Origin of the sequence: Chitinophaga sedimenti, from assembly GCF_023156195.1 — a bacterium.
Lineage (GTDB): Bacteria > Bacteroidota > Bacteroidia > Chitinophagales > Chitinophagaceae > Chitinophaga > Chitinophaga sedimenti.
The window spans coordinates 3,190,950-3,211,101 of the sequence record NZ_JAKUKA010000001.1 but is presented as its reverse complement, the minus strand read 5'-3'; the positions used below and the strand labels follow the sequence as shown (position 1 = coordinate 3,211,101).

At 51.7% G+C, this 20,152-nt stretch carries 7 protein-coding genes and 3 pseudogenes; 8 read left to right on the top strand and 2 right to left on the bottom strand.

Annotation, left to right across the window (positions count from 1 at the left end):
• The first annotated feature begins 25 nt into the window (after positions 1-25).
• The 6 genes and pseudogenes from lon to MKQ70_RS18160 all read left to right on the top strand — a co-directional run bounded on the left by lon (position 26) and on the right by MKQ70_RS18160 (position 6,267).
• A pseudogene (gene lon, locus MKQ70_RS18190) lies at positions 26-2,442 on the top strand (endopeptidase La).
• A 464-nt stretch (positions 2,443-2,906) separates the two neighbouring features.
• Positions 2,907-3,506: a PorV/PorQ family protein gene (locus MKQ70_RS18180; protein ID WP_308199491.1), complete on the top strand. Its 600-nt coding sequence runs from the start codon at positions 2,907-2,909 to the stop codon at positions 3,504-3,506.
• 117 nt (positions 3,507-3,623) lie between these two features.
• On the top strand, positions 3,624-3,788 hold the full coding sequence (locus MKQ70_RS18175) for a hypothetical protein (protein ID WP_248073168.1): 165 nt from the start codon (positions 3,624-3,626) through the stop codon (positions 3,786-3,788).
• A gap of 12 nt (positions 3,789-3,800) precedes the next feature.
• Entirely contained in the window at positions 3,801-4,577 is a 777-nt protein-coding gene (locus MKQ70_RS18170; protein WP_248073163.1) for an ABC transporter ATP-binding protein, read from the top strand.
• An 11-nt stretch (positions 4,578-4,588) separates the two neighbouring features.
• Complete coding sequence (locus MKQ70_RS18165; RefSeq protein WP_248073160.1) at positions 4,589-5,080, top strand: hypothetical protein; 492 nt, start codon at positions 4,589-4,591, stop codon at positions 5,078-5,080.
• Positions 5,032-6,267 (top strand): hypothetical protein, encoded by a 1,236-nt coding sequence (locus MKQ70_RS18160; RefSeq protein ID WP_248073157.1) that lies wholly within the window; start codon positions 5,032-5,034, stop codon positions 6,265-6,267. Before MKQ70_RS18165 ends, MKQ70_RS18160 begins: the two co-directional genes overlap by 49 nt.
• A 51-nt stretch (positions 6,268-6,318) precedes the next feature.
• On the opposite strand, the pseudogene MKQ70_RS18155 reads toward MKQ70_RS18160, so the two are convergent.
• Together MKQ70_RS18155 and ahcY are read right to left on the bottom strand one after the other, a co-directional pair.
• A pseudogene (locus tag MKQ70_RS18155) lies at positions 6,319-7,048 on the bottom strand (pyridoxine 5'-phosphate synthase).
• A 106-nt stretch (positions 7,049-7,154) separates the two neighbouring features.
• A pseudogene (gene ahcY, locus MKQ70_RS18150) lies at positions 7,155-8,424 on the bottom strand (adenosylhomocysteinase).
• A gap of 611 nt (positions 8,425-9,035) precedes the next feature.
• Here ahcY and MKQ70_RS18145 point away from each other — a divergent pair.
• Entirely contained in the window at positions 9,036-18,308 is a 9,273-nt protein-coding gene (locus tag MKQ70_RS18145) for a beta strand repeat-containing protein (RefSeq protein WP_248073154.1), read from the top strand.
• Entirely contained in the window at positions 18,272-20,137 is a 1,866-nt protein-coding gene (locus MKQ70_RS18140; RefSeq protein WP_248073152.1) for a Calx-beta domain-containing protein, read from the top strand. Before MKQ70_RS18145 ends, MKQ70_RS18140 begins: the two co-directional genes overlap by 37 nt.
• Positions 20,138-20,152 lie beyond the last annotated feature (15 nt).

The following is a 20,152-nucleotide window of genomic DNA, read 5'->3' as shown; positions in this document are numbered from 1 at the left end:
TTACTGACAGATTGTCCTTCAGCTAATGAGTATGGAACTACATAAATTTTATTTAGGGAATTCGGAAGATGAGCTGGAATTCATGCCTATTATTCCCTTAAATGAAGATGGTGATAATTCGGACGACGACAAGATACCCCAGGAATTAATACTGCTTCCCCTCCGGAATACCGTGCTTTTCCCCGGGGTGGTGATCCCTATCACTGTTGGCCGCGACAAATCGATCAAAGCGGTTTATGACGCGTACAAGGCTGACAAAATGATAGCCGTTATTGCACAAAAAGACAGTAATATAGAAGAACCCGAGCTCGCAGATCTTTATAATGTTGGTACGGTTGCCAAAATTGTAAAATTGATCAAAATGCCGGACGGGGGCACCACTATTATCATCCAGGGCCGCAAACGTTTTGCGATTACGGAGTTGGTAACTACCGATCCTTACTTCAAAATTCACTACGATCTGCTGCATGACGAGCAGGTAGATGAACAGGACCCCGAGTTCAGCGCGTACATTTCTTCTATCAAGGATATGGCGGGACAGATCATTGAGCTATCGCCCAACCTGCCTTCGGAAGCATCGATGATCCTGAAGAACATCGAAAATGCCGCTTTCCTGATCCACTTCGTTTCTTCCAACTTGAACAGCGAACTGAAAGAGAAGCAACAGCTGCTCGAGATCAGCAACGTGCGCACCCGTGCCGAATTGCTGTTGAAGCTCCTGCAGATCGAACTGCAACTGGCGGAACTGAAGAACAAGATTACTTCCAAGACCAAGGCGGACCTGGATAAGCAGCAGCGCGATTACTTCCTGCAACAACAGCTCAAATCTATTAAAGAAGAACTGGGCGGCGACAGCAACGACCGTGAGGTGAAGGAAATGAAGCGGAAGGCCGAGGCGAAGAAATGGACCGAGGCTGCACAGGAGTTGTTCACCAAAGGCATAGAAAAGCTGGAAAGGATGCACCCGACCACGCCAGACTATTCTGTAGTGTACAATCACCTGGACCTGCTGCTGGACCTGCCATGGGGCGAATATACGAGTGACAGTTACGACCTGAAAAAGGCGAAGAAGATACTGGACAACGATCATTATGGTATGGAGCGCATCAAAGAGCGCATCCTCGAATACCTGGCCGTACTGAAACTGAAGGGCGACATGAAATCGCCGATCCTGTGTTTCGTGGGTCCTCCCGGCATCGGTAAAACCTCGCTGGGCCGCTCTATTGCGAGCGCTATCGGCCGCAAATATGCGCGGTTGAGCCTGGGTGGTTTGCACGATGAGAGTGAAATCCGCGGTCACCGTAAAACCTATATCGGCGCTATGCCGGGAAGGATTGTACAGTCGATCCGCAAAGTCAAATCTTCCAACCCGGTAATGATCCTCGATGAGATCGATAAACTCGGCAGCGATCACCGCGGCGATCCCAGCTCGGCTTTGCTGGAAGTACTGGATCCCGAGCAGAACAGCGCTTTCTACGACAACTACCTCGAAACAGAATATGACCTGAGCAAGGTGTTGTTCATCGCCACCGCTAACAACCTGGGGGCTATTCCGCCCGCGCTGCGCGACAGGTTGGAAATCATTGACCTCAGCGGTTATTCGGTAGAGGAGAAAGTAGAGATCGCGAAACGTCACCTTATTCCGAAGCAGAAGGAGGCGCATGGCCTGGCTAAGCTGAAAACCAAGTTTAGCAACGCTATCATCGCTAAAATCATCCAGGACTATACCCGTGAAAGCGGTGTGCGTGAGCTGGACCGCCAGTTCGCGGCGATCATGCGTTCGCTGGCCAAAGATGTTGCGCTCGAGGAAGAAGTGCCGGATGCCATGACGGAGGAGAAGATCGAGAAGATATTAGGCAAGAACCGTTATAGCAACGAGATATATAAGGTGGGTAATCCGCCGGGTGTGGCCGTTGGCCTGGCCTGGACGTATGTAGGCGGGGACATCCTGTTTATCGAGACCAGTTTGAGCGATGGAAAAGGAGATCTGAAGCTGACAGGCAACCTGGGCAACGTGATGAAGGAATCGGCGGCCACGGCGTTGACTTACCTCCGGCGAATGCCGCGGATTATAATATCGACAGCAAGAAGTTCGCCACCAAGAGCGTGCATATTCACGTACCGGAAGGTGCGGTGCCGAAAGACGGTCCCAGTGCGGGTGTAACGATGCTGACGGCGTTGGCCTCTGTTTACACCGGACGTAAAGTGAAACCTTACCTGGCCATGACCGGGGAGATCACGCTGCGCGGGCAGGTGTTACCGGTAGGCGGGATCAAGGAGAAAATACTGGCGGCGAAACGCGCGGGTATTAAAGAAGTGATCCTGTGCTGGCAGAACGAGAAGGATATTAAAGAGATCAATCCCGACTATATTAAAGGTTTGAAGTTTCATTACGTGAAGCAAATGAACCAAGTGCTGGAAACTGCGTTATTAAAGAAATAGCACGCATTTGCAGCCAATCGTGGCAGTACCTGCACGTACGTTACTTTGTTAAGTGACTTATGTTGATTGTTTTAAGGGTTTATACGAGGCCGTCCGGAAGGGCGGCTTCGCTCGTTTGGAGGCTACGTATACATGGCTCATGCCTCGGTTGGGCCGGTTTCGGTGGCCACGTATACATGGCTTACGCCCCCGTTTTGATGGCAATGTATACTTAGCCCGAGAGCACATTGGTACATCGTTTACGCACCACTCCGCAATTTTCGTATTTTGCACACATATGCACAAATTCGCCGCCATCTTTCTCCTGATGCTTTCCTCCCTGATACCGGCCCATGCCCGGGTATTAGGCGGCAAACATGTGTTCTCCTTCCTTGATCTGCCCCCGCGCCGCAAATCACTGCCCTTGGCAATATGAACGTGGCGCTGCAGACAGACGACCTCTCTATCGCCTTCCTTAATCCGGCATTGTTAAGACCTTCGATGCATACCAATCTCCGGTAAACTATGCCGACTACTTCGCCGGTGTTAGTTACAGCCATGTGATGGCCGGCTACCACGCCAAATCCATCAACACTACTTTTGCTACCAGTTTGCAATTCGTGAACTATGGCAACATCGTGCAAACAGACGCGGGCGGCAATGTGCAGGGTTCGTTTAAGCCCAGCGATCTCAGTTGGCAGGTAACCGCATCCCGCCAATATGAAGAAAGATGGCATTATGGCCTTACGTTAAAATATATCCGTTCGCGTTATCAGCAATACCGCAGCACCGGTTTCAGCGCCGATCTGGGCATCGCTTACCTCGATTCTGCCAATGGCTGGCAGGCCGGGCTGGTGGCTAAAAATATGGGGGCGCAGATAAAGAGTTATGGCGTGCAGGACAAAGAACCGCTGCCCTTCGATCTGCAGATTGGGATCTCAAAAAGCTGGAACATGTGCCACTGCAATTGTCTGCTACTTTACACCACATTTACCAGTTCGATATTAACTATGCAGACCCTGACTTTGAAGAGGGACAGATCATCGAAAACGGCGATACGCTTACGAATAATGCAGGTACGGTAGACAAAATATTCCGGCACTTTGTGCTGGCCGCTCAATTTACCGTGGGCAAACATGTGGAGTTAACGGCCGCTTACAATCACCTGCGCCGCCGAGCTCGCGCTGTTGCAAAGCAAAGGCATGAGCGGCCTCTCTTTCGGGGTGGGCGTGATGTTTGCCAGGCTGCAACTGCGCTATGCCCGCTCATTATACCAGAACGCAAACGCATTTAATCATTTCGGCATCACTATCCCGCTTAATCAATGGACTGGCCTTGGCACGTTCGGCGATAAAATCGGGTGGTAAAACAACAATTGTATGGATACCCAGCCCATCATCTCCATTCGCAACCTGTACAAAAGTTATGGACAAAAGCAGGTATTAAAAGGTATTAACCTGGATGTGCATCCGGGCCAGATCATTGGTTACATTGGTCCTAATGGCGCCGGTAAATCTACCACGGTAAAAGTTCTCATTGGCTTACTCGGCGATTTCGAGGGGGATGTGACCATCCTTGGTAAAGACCTGCGCCAAAACACATTGGAGATTAAAAGCCTGATCGGGTACATTCCCGAGAACGCGGAAATATACGACATGCTCACGCCCATGGAATACCTGCTGTTTGTCGGCAAGTTATACAACATGGACGATGCATTGATCGAGGAGCGCGCCGTGAAAATGCTCACCGCATTCGGACTGCTCAACGAAAAGGACCAGCGTATGGATACTTTCTCCAAGGGAATGCGCCAGAAGGTATTGATCATTTCAGGCCTGATGCATAATCCGCAGATTGTTGTGCTGGACGAGCCGCTGTCCGGCCTCGACGCCAACGCAGTGATCATTGTGAAAGAAATCATGTCGCTGTTGAAGCGCGAGGGAAAAACCATTTTCTACTGCTCACACATGATGGATGTGGTGGAGAAGGTGAGCGACCGTATTGTGCTCATCAACGATGGCCGGATTGTGGCCGATGGCACGTTTGAGCAATTGCGCCAAACAGAAGGGGATACGCTGGAGCAAATCTTCGCACACCTTACCGGCGACCAGAACCTGAGCGGGGTGGCCGACGATTTCATTAACGCCCTCGGCAACTAAAACCGCCTGTTATGAACAAACTCATGTTAAAACTGGTAGTGTTGTTACGTCCGCTATGGGAAAAGCTCGGCGGCAACATGCCGCAACTGCTCGCCATCCTCCGCGTTAAATTGCTGATGGACGACCGGCGTCCCAACGCCTATACGCAGATGCGTGGCCATAAGCAAAAGAAGGAATCGAAAAACGCATCCGGGATCGTGATGTTCATCTCGTTCCTTATGGGCTGTTTCTATCTCTTTTTCTTTCAAATAGGAAAAGATCCGCTGCTGCACCTGTTCATCTATTGCTGCGCCTTTATGACGATGCTGATGCTCACGTTAATATCGGATTTTACTTACGTGCTCATCGATGTAAAAGATAACCTCATCATCCTGCCGAAACCGGTGAATGATCGTACTGTATTGCTTTCCAGGCTGCTGCACATCTTCATCCATGTATCAAAATTATTGTGCCCATGGCGGTGCCGGGCATTATTCTCGTGGGCTATCTATATGGGGTGGTAGGGGCGTTGATGCTGATTTTGATGATCCTTTTCGCGAGCGTCTTCACCATCTTTATGATCAATGCGCTGTACCTCATAGCGCTCCGCATCACCACTCCAGAGCGGTTTAAGGAGATCATTAACTACCTGCAGATCGCGTTTTCGGTCATGGTGTTTGCGATGTATTATCTCGTACCGAAACTCGTGAACATGGCTACGCTGAAAGATATTCATCTCCTTGACTATACCTACCTCTACATCCTGCCACCGTTTTGGTTTGCGGGCGGCTGGGTAAGTGTGGTGCTGGGCAGATGGGATATGGTGTACATTGCGATGCTGGCCTGCGCGCTGGTGCTGCCGATGTTATGCCTCTGGCTGGTGGTGACACGCCTGGCGCCCAGCTTTAACCGGCGGTTGGCTTTGGTATCGGGCAGTGGCGGGGATACGCCTGCGGTGGTGGCGCAACGCAGCCAGCGCAAGTTTTATCGCAACATTGGCAAATGGTTGTCACGCGGGCGCCTGGAGCAAACGGCTTTTGAGGCGGTATGGCTGATGACCGGCCGCAGCCGCGAGTTTAAACTCAAAGTATATCCTTCGCTGGCCTACGTTTTTATCTGGTTCGCGTATATGTTGTTTTCCGGTAGCCGGGGTACACCGGAGCAGGCCTGGCGCAACCTTCCGGATTCTCAGCTGCATATTATCCTGTTATATATAAGTTGCTTCGCCTTTATCACCGCTATTGCACAATTGGGTTACTCCTCTAAATTTAAGGCGGGATGGGTGTATTACGCGGCGCCGTTGCAATCGCCCGGACAAATACTCGCCGGTGCGCTCAAAGCACTGATGGTGAAATTTTTCCTCCCATATTACCTGCTCATTACCGCTTTCGTGTTGTGGATCTGGGGAATAAAAGCTGTACCGGACCTGCTTTTGGGCCTGCTGAACATCATTGTATTGTGTGTCGTATTTGCTTTCATCTTCCTGAGGAAATTACCTTTTTCCATGGAGCAGAACGTGCAGCAGTCGGGCGGCCGTATCCTCTTATCCATTGTAGGTATTCTGGTATCGATGGCATTTGGCGCAGCGCATTTCCTGGTGCGAAACAGTTTACCGCTGAAAGGGATTTTCGTGGTATTATCAGCCGCTTTGTTATGGCTCATCTTCACCCGTTACCGGGAGGTGAGTTGGGAAGAACTTAAGAAGGCGTAAAAAAGCGCGGCTATTTAACGGCCGCGCTTTTCTTTTATGTTGATGTGGAACTTAATCTACCAGTAACCTTTTATACAGCTGGATGGTGTTTTCCAGTCCAAAATACAGCGCGTCGCACACCAGTGCGTGGCCGATGGATACTTCCTTCAGCTGCGGGATGTGCAGTTTGAAGAAACGAAGATTATCCAGGTTCAGATCGTGGCCGGCGTTGATGTCCAGTCCTACTTCCGTGGCGGCTTTCGCCGTGTTTTTATAATCGTTGAACAGGGCAAAGTTCTGCGGCTGTGTTAAGGCATTGTGGTACTCTTCCGCGTACGGGCCGGTATAGAGCTCTATTCTGTCTGCCCCGGCGGCTTTGGCGCCTTCCACTTTGGAAACGTCGGGGTTCAGGAAGATAGATACGCGTATGCCGGCTTTCTTCAGCGTGCCGATCACGTCTTTCAGGAACGAGGCATATTGTATAGTGTCCCAGCCGTTGTTGGATGTAATGGCGCCGGGGGTCGGGTACCAGGGTACATTGTTCGGGTTTCACTTCCAGCACCAGGTCCATGAATTCGGGGGATGGGTAACCTTCGATGTTAAATTCGGTGGTTACCAGTGGTTTCAGATCGCGCACGTCCTGGTAACGGATGTGCCGCTGATCGGGGCGTGGGTGAACAGTAATGCCATCCGCGCCGAAACGCTCACAGTCTGCCGCTACTTTTAACAGGTCCGGAAGATTGCCGCCGCGGGCATTGCGCAGGGTGGCTATCTTGTTGATATTTACACTCAGCTTGGTCATGCCGCAAAATTAACGGATTGTTGGGCTACGATGAAATAAAAATCTAGTTAAAAAGAAAGCGGCGCCATAGAGGCAGCCGCTTTCGAACGATATAGTAAAGCCATTACTAGTAACGATAATAATCGGGTTTGTAAGGACCTTCTTTCGCAATACCGAGGTACTCGGACTGTACGGTAGTAAGTTCGTCCAGTTCCACTGCGATTTTTTTCAGGTGGAGACGGGCTACTTTCTCATCCGTGTTTCGGTAACACGTACACTTCATTTTTGTAAGAAGCGGTGTTAGTCCACAGTTCCAGCTGCGCCAGTACCTGGTTGGAGAAGGAGTTACTCATTACAAAAGAAGGGTGGCCTGTAGCGCAACCCAGGTTTACCAGGCGGCCTTCAGCCAGCAGGATGATATCTTTACCGTCGATGGTATATTTATCCACCTGTGGTTTGATTTCCACTTTGGTTTTACCATAGTTGTTGTTCAACCAGGCAACGTCGATTTCGATATCGAAGTGACCGATGTTACAAACGATGGTTTTATCTTTCATCAGTTTGAAGTGCTCGCCGGTGATGATGTCGCGGCAACCGGTAGTGGTTACAACGATATCTGCTTCTTTAACGGCGGTAGCCATTTTCTTCACTTCGTAACCTTCCATAGCGGCCTGCAGTGCACAGATCGGGTCAATTTCAGTTACGATAACGCGGGCGCCGGCGCCACGCAGTGATTCTGCGGAACCTTTACCTACATCGCCAAAACCAGCAACAACAGCAACCTTACCGGCAATCATCACGTCGGTAGCGCGACGGATCGCATCTACACAGGACTCGCGACAACCGTACTTGTTGTCGAATTTGGATTTGGTAACAGAGTCATTGATATTGATAGCAGGCAGGGCCAGCGTACCGTTTTTCATTCTCTCGTACAGGCGGTGAACACCGGTAGTGGTTTCTTCGCTCAGCCCTCTAATATGCTGGATCAGCTCAGGGTAAACATCGAACACCATGTTAGTGAGGTCGCCGCCGTCGTCCAGGATCATGTTCAGGGGACGGTCAGCGCCGCCGAAGAACAGGGTCTGCTCGATACACCAGTTAAATTCTTCTTCATTCAGACCTTTCCAGGCGAAAACAGGGATACCTGCAGCAGCAATAGCAGCAGCAGCGTGATCCTGTGTAGAGAAGATATTGCAAGAGCTCCAGCGTACTTCGGCGCCCAGGTGTACCAGGGTTTCGATCAGTACTGCTGTTTGAATAGTCATGTGTAAGCAACCGGCGATACGCGCGCCTTTCAGCGGCTGCGACGGGCCAAACTCTTCACGGATAGCCATCAGACCGGGCATTTCTGCTTCCGCCAGCTCAATCTCCTTGCGGCCCCACTCGGCCAGCGACATATCCTTTACCTTGTACTTGAGGTCAAAGTCAATTGTAGATTTCGTAATGGTAGACATTCAGTTATAATTTTTGCAAATCTACCTATATTTTCACTCCTGACATAGCCTTTTCTTATTGCCTGTCCCACTACAATCTGCTTATCAGAAAGATATATTAAATATTTTTCCACTTTTTCTTGTTTATATATTATATATAATATAGATTTGCTTATTGTTAAAATGTAGAACTATCTGTAAATACAATAGTTATACATGTTATTTCTCCAAACTAAGGGTAATTAGGCACTAATCACCACAGCAGGAAAAGACTGACAGGAACAAGCGTATATCCCTATTTGCATATTATAGATAGCCGTACCTGAAAGCGTTAAAGTTACTTGAGAGAGGATTGTTATAAATGGGCGGAGGCTAATCAACTGCCGCTCAGGGCTTTCTCCCGCTACGGAGTGAGCCTTGTGTAAGAGTGACCAATATATACAGACACTGTTAAATTTTAGCATAGGTAATATCATTTAACCATTATTAGATTATTCCTATCCTGTCCTATGAAACAAATTCTACTCACGCGCGAGAGGCGTTACCGGCCATTGTGGCTACTTATTACGGGCTTAATGCTGCTGGCTGGCCAGGTATTCGGGCAAGCCCCGACTGTAACGATCAATCCCACCGGGGGCAATACCCTGACCGATGGTTTACAGATCCTTGTTACGGATACCGGGTATCTCGTTAAAAAGAACGGCAAATGGGAAACCAACCTCAATCCGGCGGCACCGCCGAAAGACCGGGGATTGCGTACCTATATTGTGATAGAACCGCGGTTCGACGTAACGGCGCCTTTTGAGCCGCAATACCTGAAACACTGTAATATATCTGCGGTGTCGGGGGCCGGGACTTCCGGGAATCCCTGGAAGGTAACCAGCACGGGGTATGTAAAGGACCGTGATAATGCAACCTACCAGGTACAATCGGTCGTAACCTATGTAAATGGCGCAAGTCATTTTTTACTCGATTATATAGTTACCGCCAAGGAAGATGCAGCTGGCGCCTGGGTACACATTTATTTGTCAGAGAAAACGATGATCGCAGGCGAGGCCTGTGGTATGGGCTTCATAGCCGATAATGCCAGTTCCGGCGATGAGTATTATCCCGCCACCACGCGTCCGCAAACGGTGGCGGTGTATAAAGATCCCGGCGATTGCGGCAGCCCCGAAAGCGGCGCGCACGTTTTTCGGGTTAAAGGAGGTTTTACTACCTGGTACGCTGCACAGGACGATGCCAGGGACAATAAAACCGGTAACGGCTTTCCCCTGCAAATGGTGGCCAACGGCGCTTTGGTGCCCGTCGCCGCTAAAGGCATCGCCGTACATAAGGTGGTGACGTTCAACGGCCCTATGTCACCCACGCGCGACCCGATCCGCACGCAGCGTTTCATGGTAGGATATGAAAATCAATCTTATGCAGCGGTAGACCTCAACAGCCCGGTACTGTTACCTTACCAGGACCATAATTTTCCGCTGGTGCTTGGATTTTCGGCAGCCACCGGCAGTGGTGACGAAGGACAGGACGATCACACGCCGGAAGGAATTAAATTAAGGGTGTTTACAGGCGCCACCAGTGTACCAACGGTGGTTAAAATCATTGCTACGCCATCGGGTACTCACCCGGCAGTGGCAGGTACAGATTATGAGATACTCGGAAGTTTAACCATTCCGCCAGGCGACTACACCATGACGCCGGCGGAATTCGATCTTACCAATATTGTTATTAAAGGCAACACCGTTATCGAAGACAGCCGCACATTAACGCTGAGCATTTCGACCGATTGCCTGAAATATGCGCAGATCAGCGCGACCAATCCCACCGCTGTATATACCATTGCGGACGATGATGCGGCCGACATTAAACTGATTCCCACCGTTACCACGCTGGCCGAAGGCACTTCCACCAGCATCAAAGTAAAGATGAATGGTCCAGCCCTGGCTACGCCGGTAACCGTTACTATTAACAGGGGACTCGGTAACGCGAAGGCAACCGATTTTTCGCCCTCAACTTTTCCGTTTACGGTAACAATTCCCGCAGGCAGCAACGAAGCGACGTTCAACTTTAATGCCCTGAACGACCTGGTGCTGGAAACGACGGATTCTGTGCAGCTCGTAGCCACGGCAACGCTCGAAGGTTCGCCCAAATCGTTTTCAGTATATATGAGGATAACGGATGAAACTGCAAATAATGCTGCAAACAAAGTATTAACGCTTTCCGCTGCGGATGCTACAGAAGGCGCGAATGCTTCGATCCTGCTGGCGTTGCCAACAGGTGTAACTTCCGAGCAGGCTTTGTCTGCGCGGATCGCCTTTTCTCATGTTACGACAGCTGCTGCTGATTTCGATGCCGTCATTACAGATTCGGTCGACGTAACCATTCCTGCCGATGCTAACTCCACGACTTACACGCTGGGGCTGGCGGCAGATAATATAATTGAAGAAACAGAGTCTTATTCCTTTGGTGGGGTGATGGCCGGCTTCGTTGTGAACGGCGGCAGCAGCAACATCATCGATGCCAACTATTACGCGGGTATGCCTATTACGCTCACGGTGGATCAGTCTACCCTGGCGGAAAACGGCGTGCTTACCTTTACAGCAAGTCTGCCCGGTGGTGGCGGGTTCGGACATCATGGTGAGTATATCGCGGGGGCAACATCTACCATTAACGGCTTTGATTACAGCTACCTGGACAGTTATGTAATTATATCCGCCGGCGAGCATGCTATCACCGGTGAAGTAAAGTTCATTGATGACGATACTTTTGAGCCGACCGAAACGATCGTACTGGAAGGCGTTGCCACAGGTTATTCCGTGGTAGGCGCCAGTGCGGACGTGACCGATCTGCAAAGCACCAACGCGGCGAACCGCGTGTTCTCACTGTATAGCTGGACCACCACTTACCAGGAAGGGGACGAGATGGATATCGCGCTGGACTTTGTGCCAAACCGCTTTACAGAGCAGGATATGACCGTGACCTTATCGGCCGATCCTGCTTCTACCCTGGATCCAAGCGAGTATCAACTGCCTTCGCCCGTTGTGGTGCCGGCAGGCAGTGGCGCTACCAGCTTCCGGATTAAGTTTTTGGGAGATGCGGTGGTAGACGGTGACAAGACCCTCATCCTGAATGTGACCGTGGATTACTTTGGTCACCCCGAAACCCAGACGATGAATATTATCGTGGAAGATACCACTACCGCGGTAACAACACCTACCGGTAAAAATATTCTTGTAACGACTAACCCCGGCTCCGGCATTACCATGCTGGAAGGCAATACCTGGGAGGTTACGTTTACCCTTGACGGTTATACAGAAACTACACCGACCGTTATCAACCTGGCCAATACCAGCAGTGGTGATGTGGCAACCAGCGCAGATATTGCAGGTGGTATTCCCACATCGGTCACGATTCCGGCAAACAGTTCTTCTGTAACCCTCAGCCTGCCGCTGATCGATGATCATGTGTATGAAAAAATAGAGCAGCTGAAGCTTGCGTTCAGTGCGGCCGGTTATACTTTTAATCATACCAGCGCGGAAGTGCTGATCGACGGCGACGACAGCATGACCGGCCAGCAACTGGGACTGGACGTTAGTAATCCGAACCTGTTGGAGGGCGGAACTGCGACTGTTACCGTTAGCCTGCCTTCTGATTACGTGGCCGGCTTCGCGATCCCCGTTACATTAACTCGTACGGCTTCTTCGACTGCCACCAACGGTGACCTGACCGGGGTGCCGACAACGGTGACGATCCCGGCTGGCGCCCACGATTTCAGCTTTGTGGTAACTGCTGCTGCCGACGATTCGCTCGAAGTGGCGGAATACTATGAGATGGAAGCCTCGGCAACCAACTTTTCAGAGAACTGGAACGGTATCAATATTACCGACGTAACATCGATGGACCAGAATAACTTCCTGGTAACGATGGTTCCGGAGAAGACGACTTTAGGTAAAGGCGAAACAATCAAAGTGTGGGTAAACCTGCCCTCCAATATATATATAGGTACTGGTTTCAATTATACCGTAGGCCTGCAGGTATACACCGATCCTACGGTGACCGGCGCGCAATACACGGTGCCGACCACTTTCACTTTCCCTGAGGGTGCGAATGGCGGCTACTTTGACCTGGCTACGCACAGCGATGGCGTAACCGATGGTGATGAAATGTTCATCGTTTATATTGATGAAATGCATCCTTCCGGCGCTTATTTGTCGGCCGACGCTACGCTGACTTTGCAGGATGCAGCAATTATACCGGAGATTCACGTAGCGGTGCCGGCTGCATCGATGACAGAGGGTAGCGGCATTACCGTAACCTTTAGTCTGCCTTCCGGTTATACTTCTCCATCGCCGATTACCATTAACCTGGCGAAAGGTACAGTTACACCGGCCGCTGTGGATGCTGACTTTACCGCGCCAATTCCTACTTCCGTAACCATTCCGGCCAACGCTTCGATGGTACAGATGACGCTGAACGCCAGCGCGGACAATATGATCGAGTTACTCGAGAAACTCCGCCTGACGCCATCGGCTACCGGTTATACATTCGATCTTACTGATATTGACCTGGACGTTATCGATGCCGACTATACCGCTGGCATGCCTGTCGCGCTGAGCTTTACACCAGCAAGCGTAACCGAGGGAACAAGTGCGGCTATCCGCGCGAGCCTTCCGGGTACGCTGACGGCCAGTTATGATATAGACGTTACCGTTAACAAAGGAGCTTCGTCTACAGCAGCTACGGGCGATCATGGTGCGCTGCCTGCTACGCTGCATATTGCTGCGGGTAGCAACGCATCTGCCAATACTACAGTAACAACTGCTGCAGATAATATATTAGAAGTAGCAGAAACCCTGATCGCAGAAGGTACCATTACCGGTTTCACCGTATCGGCCGCTACGCTGACGATCAATGACGCAACCAGCACCAACCCGCTGAATACCAAACTGACGCTGACGCCGTCGCTGAGCACAATAGCGGAAGGCGGCAGTACTACGGTAACGGTGTCGCTGCCAACGGGCATTACCGCCAGCAACCCGATTAACATAACCCTGAGCAGCGGCGCTGGCAGCAGTGTGGGACTCACAGCCGCGGATTATGATATGCCTGTGAGTGTAACGATTCCCGCGGGTTCAAACAGTGTGAACTTTACAGTGGATGCCGAAACCGATGCGGTGATCGAAGGTGCGGAAGACCCGGAGATCCTGGCCCAATCGACTGTTTACGGCAACGTAGAAACGGCGACCACCACGATCCATATTACGGACGCGACTACCGTTTCGGTCATCGACGTGAACGTGAGCACCGCAACTGTGAATGAAGGCGGTTCAACGACGATCACTTTCAGTCTGCCTTCCGGCGTGACTTCCAGCTCGGCGATCATCATCAGTCTGGCTAAAAATACAGTTACACCAGCAGCCGGAGATGCGGACTTTGATGCAGCGATCCCGACTTCCGTGACGATCGCGGCGAATACTTCTTCCGCTTCCATGACGCTGAACGCCATAGCGGACCAGATCATCGAGGAACAGGAGAAGCTGCAACTGGCGCCAACGGCAACCGGTTATACCTTCTCCCAGTCTGTTATCGATATAGAAGTAGCAGATGGCGATTACACGGGCAATAATACCGTAACCTTGTCAGTAACACCTGCATCGGTGGCGGAAGGTAGCGGCAGCACGCTGCGTGCTGCATTGCCGGGTACACTTGTAGCGTCTTACCCGATTACTATTACCTTAAATAAAGATGCGGCTTCTACCGCAGGAGCTGCTGATCATGGTACATTACCGGCCAGCATTACGATCCCGGCAGGTAGCAATTCCGCAACAACCGCGCTGACAACCGCTACAGATAACATCCTCGAATCATCAGAAACGTTGGTGATCGGCGGTACTGCCACCGGTTTTACCGTAAATGCAACTACACTCACGATCACGGACGTAACCAGCACCAATCCGCTGCATACGAAGATCAGCCTGAGTCCTGCGACAACAACGATCGCAGAAGGCGCATCCGCCACCATGACCATTTCACTGCCGGCGGGTATTACTGCCGATGCTGATATCGCGGTAAGCCTGAGCCGTGGCGCGGGTAGTAGTGCTTCGCTGGGCACTGGAGAGTACACGCTGCCGGCCAGCGTAACGATCCTGGCCGGTAACAACAGCGCTACATTTAACGTAGCTGCCGGTACCGACGGTGATATCGAGGCCACGGAAGATTTACATATTGATGCAGCTGCTACCGTTTACGGCAACAGCGAAACGGCTACGGCGGTTGTTGCTATTACAGATGCTACCGGCACACCGGTGATCGACGTAAACATAAGCGCCACTTCTATTAATGAAGGTGATGGGGTAACCGTGACATTCAGTCTGCCGAGCGGCGTAACATCTGCTTTCCCGATTGTGATCAACCTGGCGCAGGGTGGGGCAACACCGGCGGTAGTGGATGCAGACTTTACGACTGCAATACCCACCAGCCTAACGATTGCCGCTAACGCTTCATCTGCATCGTTTACGCTTACTGCGGAAACGGATAATATAATTGAAGAACTGGAAAAACTGCAACTGACCGCTACTGCGACCGGTTACACTTTCTCCCAGTCACTGATTGCGATAGATGTGGTAGACGGTGATTACCCGACGAACAATACCGTTACGCTGTCGGTAAACCCAACGTCTGTGGCGGAAGGTAGCGGCAGCACTTTGCGTGCATCGCTGCCCGGCACGCTGGTAGCATCTTACCCGATCGCGGTTACTATTACTAAGGGCGCTGCTTCTACCGCAGACCTGGCGGACCATGGTACACTACCGGCGAGCATCCTGATTCCTGCAGGCAGCAATTCGGCTACTGCTTCACTGACGACGAATACGGACAATGTGCTTGAACCATCAGAAACACTGGTGGTGAACGGTACGGCTACAGGGTTTACAGTGAACACTACTACATTGACGATCACCGACGTAACCAGCACCGATCCGCTGAATACGAAAATCAGCCTGAGCCCTGCAACGACTACTATTGCCGAAGGTGCATCGGCTAATATGACCGTATCGCTGCCCGCGGGCATTACCGCTGCGGCGGACATTACCGTGAGCCTGAGCCGTGGCGCGGGTAGCAGTGCATCGCTGGGTACCAGCGAATACACGTTGCCAACAAGTGTTACCATCGCTGCAGGTTTCAATAACGCTACCTTTACAGTGAGCGCTGCGACCGATGCCGATATCGAGGCCACGGAAGATTTACATATAGATGCAGCTGCTATGGTGTACGGCAACAGCGAAACCGCAACAACTGTGGTATCTATCACAGATGCCACTGCCACACCGGTGATTGATGTCAACGTAACTGCGGCTTCTATCAATGAAGGTGGTGCGGTAACCGTGACATTTAGTCTGCCTGGTGGCGTGACTTCTACCTTCCCGATCGTGATTAACCTGGCGAGAGGTACTGCGACACCGGCGGTGGAAGATGCTGACTTTACGACTGCCATCCCGGCCAGCGTAACGATTGCGGCTAACGCTTCCGCTGCTTCGTTCACGCTTACTGCAGACGCAGATAATATCATAGAAGAACTGGAAAAACTGCAACTGATCGCTACCGCGACAGGTTATACCTTCTCCCAGTCTACCATTAATGTAGATGTGGCAGATGGAGATTATGCAGCTAATAATACGGTGACCTTATCGGTAACACCAGCTTCGGTAGCGGAAGGTAGCGGCAGCACGCTGCGCGCATCACTGCCTGGCACCCTGGTTGCGTCTTACCCGATTACCGTTACCTTACATAAAGATGTTGCTTCCACCGCAGGAGCTGCTGATCACGGTGCTTTGCCGGCCAGTATCATCATTCCCGCCGGTATTAATTCTGCCACAGCTTCGCTGACAACCGCGTCGGATAACATCCTCGAATCATCAGAAACACTGGTGGTGAACGGTACTGCCAGCGGGTTTACCGTGAATGCCGCCACCCTTACAATTACTGATGTAACGGGCATTGATCCGCTGAATACGAAGATCAGCCTGAATCCTGCGACAACGACCATCGCAGAGGGCGCATCTGCTACGATGACAATATCATTGCCAAGTGGTATTACTGCCGATGCGGATATCGTGGTAAATCTGAGTCGTGGCGCGGGTAGCAGCGCTTCTCTCAACACCGGTGAATACACGCTGCCAGCCAGCGCAACGATCCAGGCGGGTCACAACAGCGTTACGTTCAGCGTAACCGCAGGTGCCGACAGCGATATAGAATCCACAGAGGATTTACATATAGATGCAGCTGCCACGGTGTATGGCAACAACGAAACTACTACCGCGATCGTATCTATAACTGACACGACACCTGCGCCGGTAATTGACGTGAACGTGAGTGCAGCTTCGATTAACGAGGGTGGTGCGGTAACGGTAACATTCAGCCTGCCGGGCGGTGTAACCTCCACCTTCCCGATCACGATCAACCTGGCACAAGCAGCAACAACGGTGACAGATGCCGACTTTACGGGCGCTATCCCGTCCGGTATCACCATTCCGGCTAACACTGCGGCTGTTTCCTTTACACTGACTGCGGCTGCGGATAACATCATCGAACAAACCGAAAAACTGCAACTCCAGCCCACGGCTTCGGGGTATGCGTTCTCGCACGCTACGATCGATGTGGACGTAGTGGATGTAGATATCACCCTGCATAATAGTATTACGCTGGCGCTCACACCGGGCAACGTAACCGAAGGCGGCGCCGCTACTTTGCAGGCAACGCTGCCTGCCGGTATCACTACCGCTTACGCCATCAACATCAACATTAATAAAGGATTTACTTCCACTGCGGTAGCGGCCGATCATGGTATTTTGCCCGCTACGCTTACCATTCCTGCAGGCGGCAACGCGTCCAACATGGTAAACATCAGCACGAATACGGACAACCTGCTGGAAGTTGCCGAAACATTAGTGGTAGAAGGTGCTTACTCCGGGTTTAGCGTAATGGCGGCCACCCTTACCATTAACGACGCGACCAGCACCGATCCGCTGAACACGCAGCTGACCTTTACTTCGGACGCTGCCACCATCAACGAAGGTGAAAGCACTACCGTCCGCGTAAGCCTGCCATCGGGCATACTCGCCACCAGCGATATCAACGTATCCCTGGCCCGCGGCGCTGCCAGCTCGGCTTCGCTGGGCACTTCCGAATATAGCTTCCCGGGCAGCGTGACAATTCCGGCTGGTGTGAACAGCGCCACCTTTATCCTGGCGGCCAGCGCGGACGATAATGTACTCGAAGCCGCTGAAACACTGGAGCTGACACTTTCTGCGAACGTGTACGGCAATACGCAGTCACTCGCCACGAGCGTGGTTATCGCAGATGCTACCAGCCTGGTGCCGGGTAACCTGCATATCCAGTTGAGCATCGATTCGTCCTCCCTGTCTGAAGGCAACACGTCTAAGGTGCAGGTGCAACTGGCCCCGGGCATCACCGCCGATTACCCGATCGTGATCAGCCTGTCGGCCGATGCTTCGTCCACCGCCACCGGTACGGACCACAGCGCGCTGCCGGCGACGATCCAGATCAATGCAGGCGCTAACAGTGCCGAATTCGATCTGACTGCCCTGGCCGATGGCGAGGAAGAAGATGACGAAACACTGGTGATGCGTGCTACTACAGCCGGCTTCACCATTAATAACGCTTCGGTACTGATCCCGGGCGATAATGTACCGGCTTACAGCGTCCTGGTGGAAAAACTGGCGGATGCTGCGGAACCGGCGACTAATGGCAGCTTCCGCGTAAGATTGTCGGGCGGCGCCACCGCGAAAAAGATGTGCAGATTACGTACGCCATCAGTGGTACCGCGATAAACGGGCAGGATTACGATATCGCTTCCTCTAACACGGTGACGATCCCGGCGGGACAATCATCCGTAACCATACCGGTAACGGTGAAGGACGACCACGTGATTGAAGTGACCGAAACGATTATCCTGACATTACAATCGGCGACCACTATTATGAATAACCATAGTGTAGCGGTGACCGTAGACAATACACCGGTAACGATGCAGCTGAGCGATGACGAAGCTGCTAATATGGCCGACCGTCGTATCATCATAACGAAATTGGATGATGCTGCGGAACCGGGTACGCCTGGCCATTTCGAAGTGAAATTTGTGCATAGCGCAATCACATCGGCTGCAGATGTGAAAGTGGATTACACTGTAGGCGGCACGGCTATCGCGGGTACGGATTACACGGCCCTCTCCGGCAGCGTAACCATCCCGGCCGGAGCCAACAGTGTGCAGATCGCCGTTTATCCGCTGGACGACAGCAACCAGGAAAGTGGTGAAACGGTAACGGTTACGCTGGCAACCATCTCGTCTGCACTTGGCAGCCTGACATGGGAGGCCGGTACACCGAACAGCGCCACCATGAACATCGGCGACGATGATCTGCTGAAAGTGGAACTGACCGTTGCCGAAAGCAGCGTAAATGAGGGTGATGCGATCCATTTCACGCTGAAAGCATCAGCCGTAGTGCCGGCAGACCTGCCGGTAACGATCGGGGCAGACTTCGACGCGATCCGCAATTATCATATTACCAATCATACTATGGTGGTGACGATCCCGGCTGGTTCGAGCAGTGTAGACTTCAAGGTGCAGATGGACGACAACGACATCAACGACGAAGATGGATACCTGAAACTGGACCTGAAACCTTATGTAACCGGTCCGACGCCATACTACGAGTTGGGTACCGCCACCGGTACACATACAGACGTAAAAGACAATGATGCGATCACCATCATCTTTAAACAAGATTCGGTGAAAGTGCCGGAAGGCAACAGCGGTACTACACCGGCGACCTTTACCGTACAACTGAGCCGCAGAAGCTCCCGCGATATTACGCTGCAATATGCGTTTGCAGATGCGTTCGAAGGCGAGGGCGTGGTACAGAACAAACGTCGCGCTACACCTGGTAACGATTTCGACGCTTCTACCGTGAGCATCACAATCCCGGCCATGACACTCGAGCGCGATATCGCAGTGCCGGTGATTGGTGACGAAACGCCGGAAGCGAATGAGTTCTTTACCGTGAAACTGGTGAGTGCAAATGTATCCGGTGGTACCAGTCAACCCGCGATCGGCGCCTGGAATAAGGCGGTAGGGGTAATCCTGAACGATGATGCGTTCTGCCTGGCTTGCGATACCGATGGCGACGGCCTGACGGATGGAGAAGAGGATATCAATAAAAATGGTGATCCAACTGATGATGATACCGATAACGATGGCATCCCGAATTACCTGGACCTGGATTCTGACAACGACGGCGTACCGGATTCCGTAGAACGTTTCCTCCGCGATGGCCGCACAACCGACGATAACCGTGGTGATGTGCGTGTACATCCTGCACTGTCGCCGAACGGAGATGGAAAAGGTAACGAGGTAATGATGATCGAGAACATTAACAAATATCAGAAACATGAAGTAGTGGTGATGAACAGGTTTGGTGGTGTGGTATTCCGCTCGGCGAAATACGCTAACACAACGGCCAACGGCTTCAGGGGCCGTGCCAACACAGGCTCCGGAATAGGCAATGAGTTGCCGGACGGTTCTTACTTCTACGTGATCATTGTTTGGGACAGCAACGGTAAAGAACATCGCACCACCGGTTTCGTGGTGTTGAAACGATAACATTTTAAGTCAATC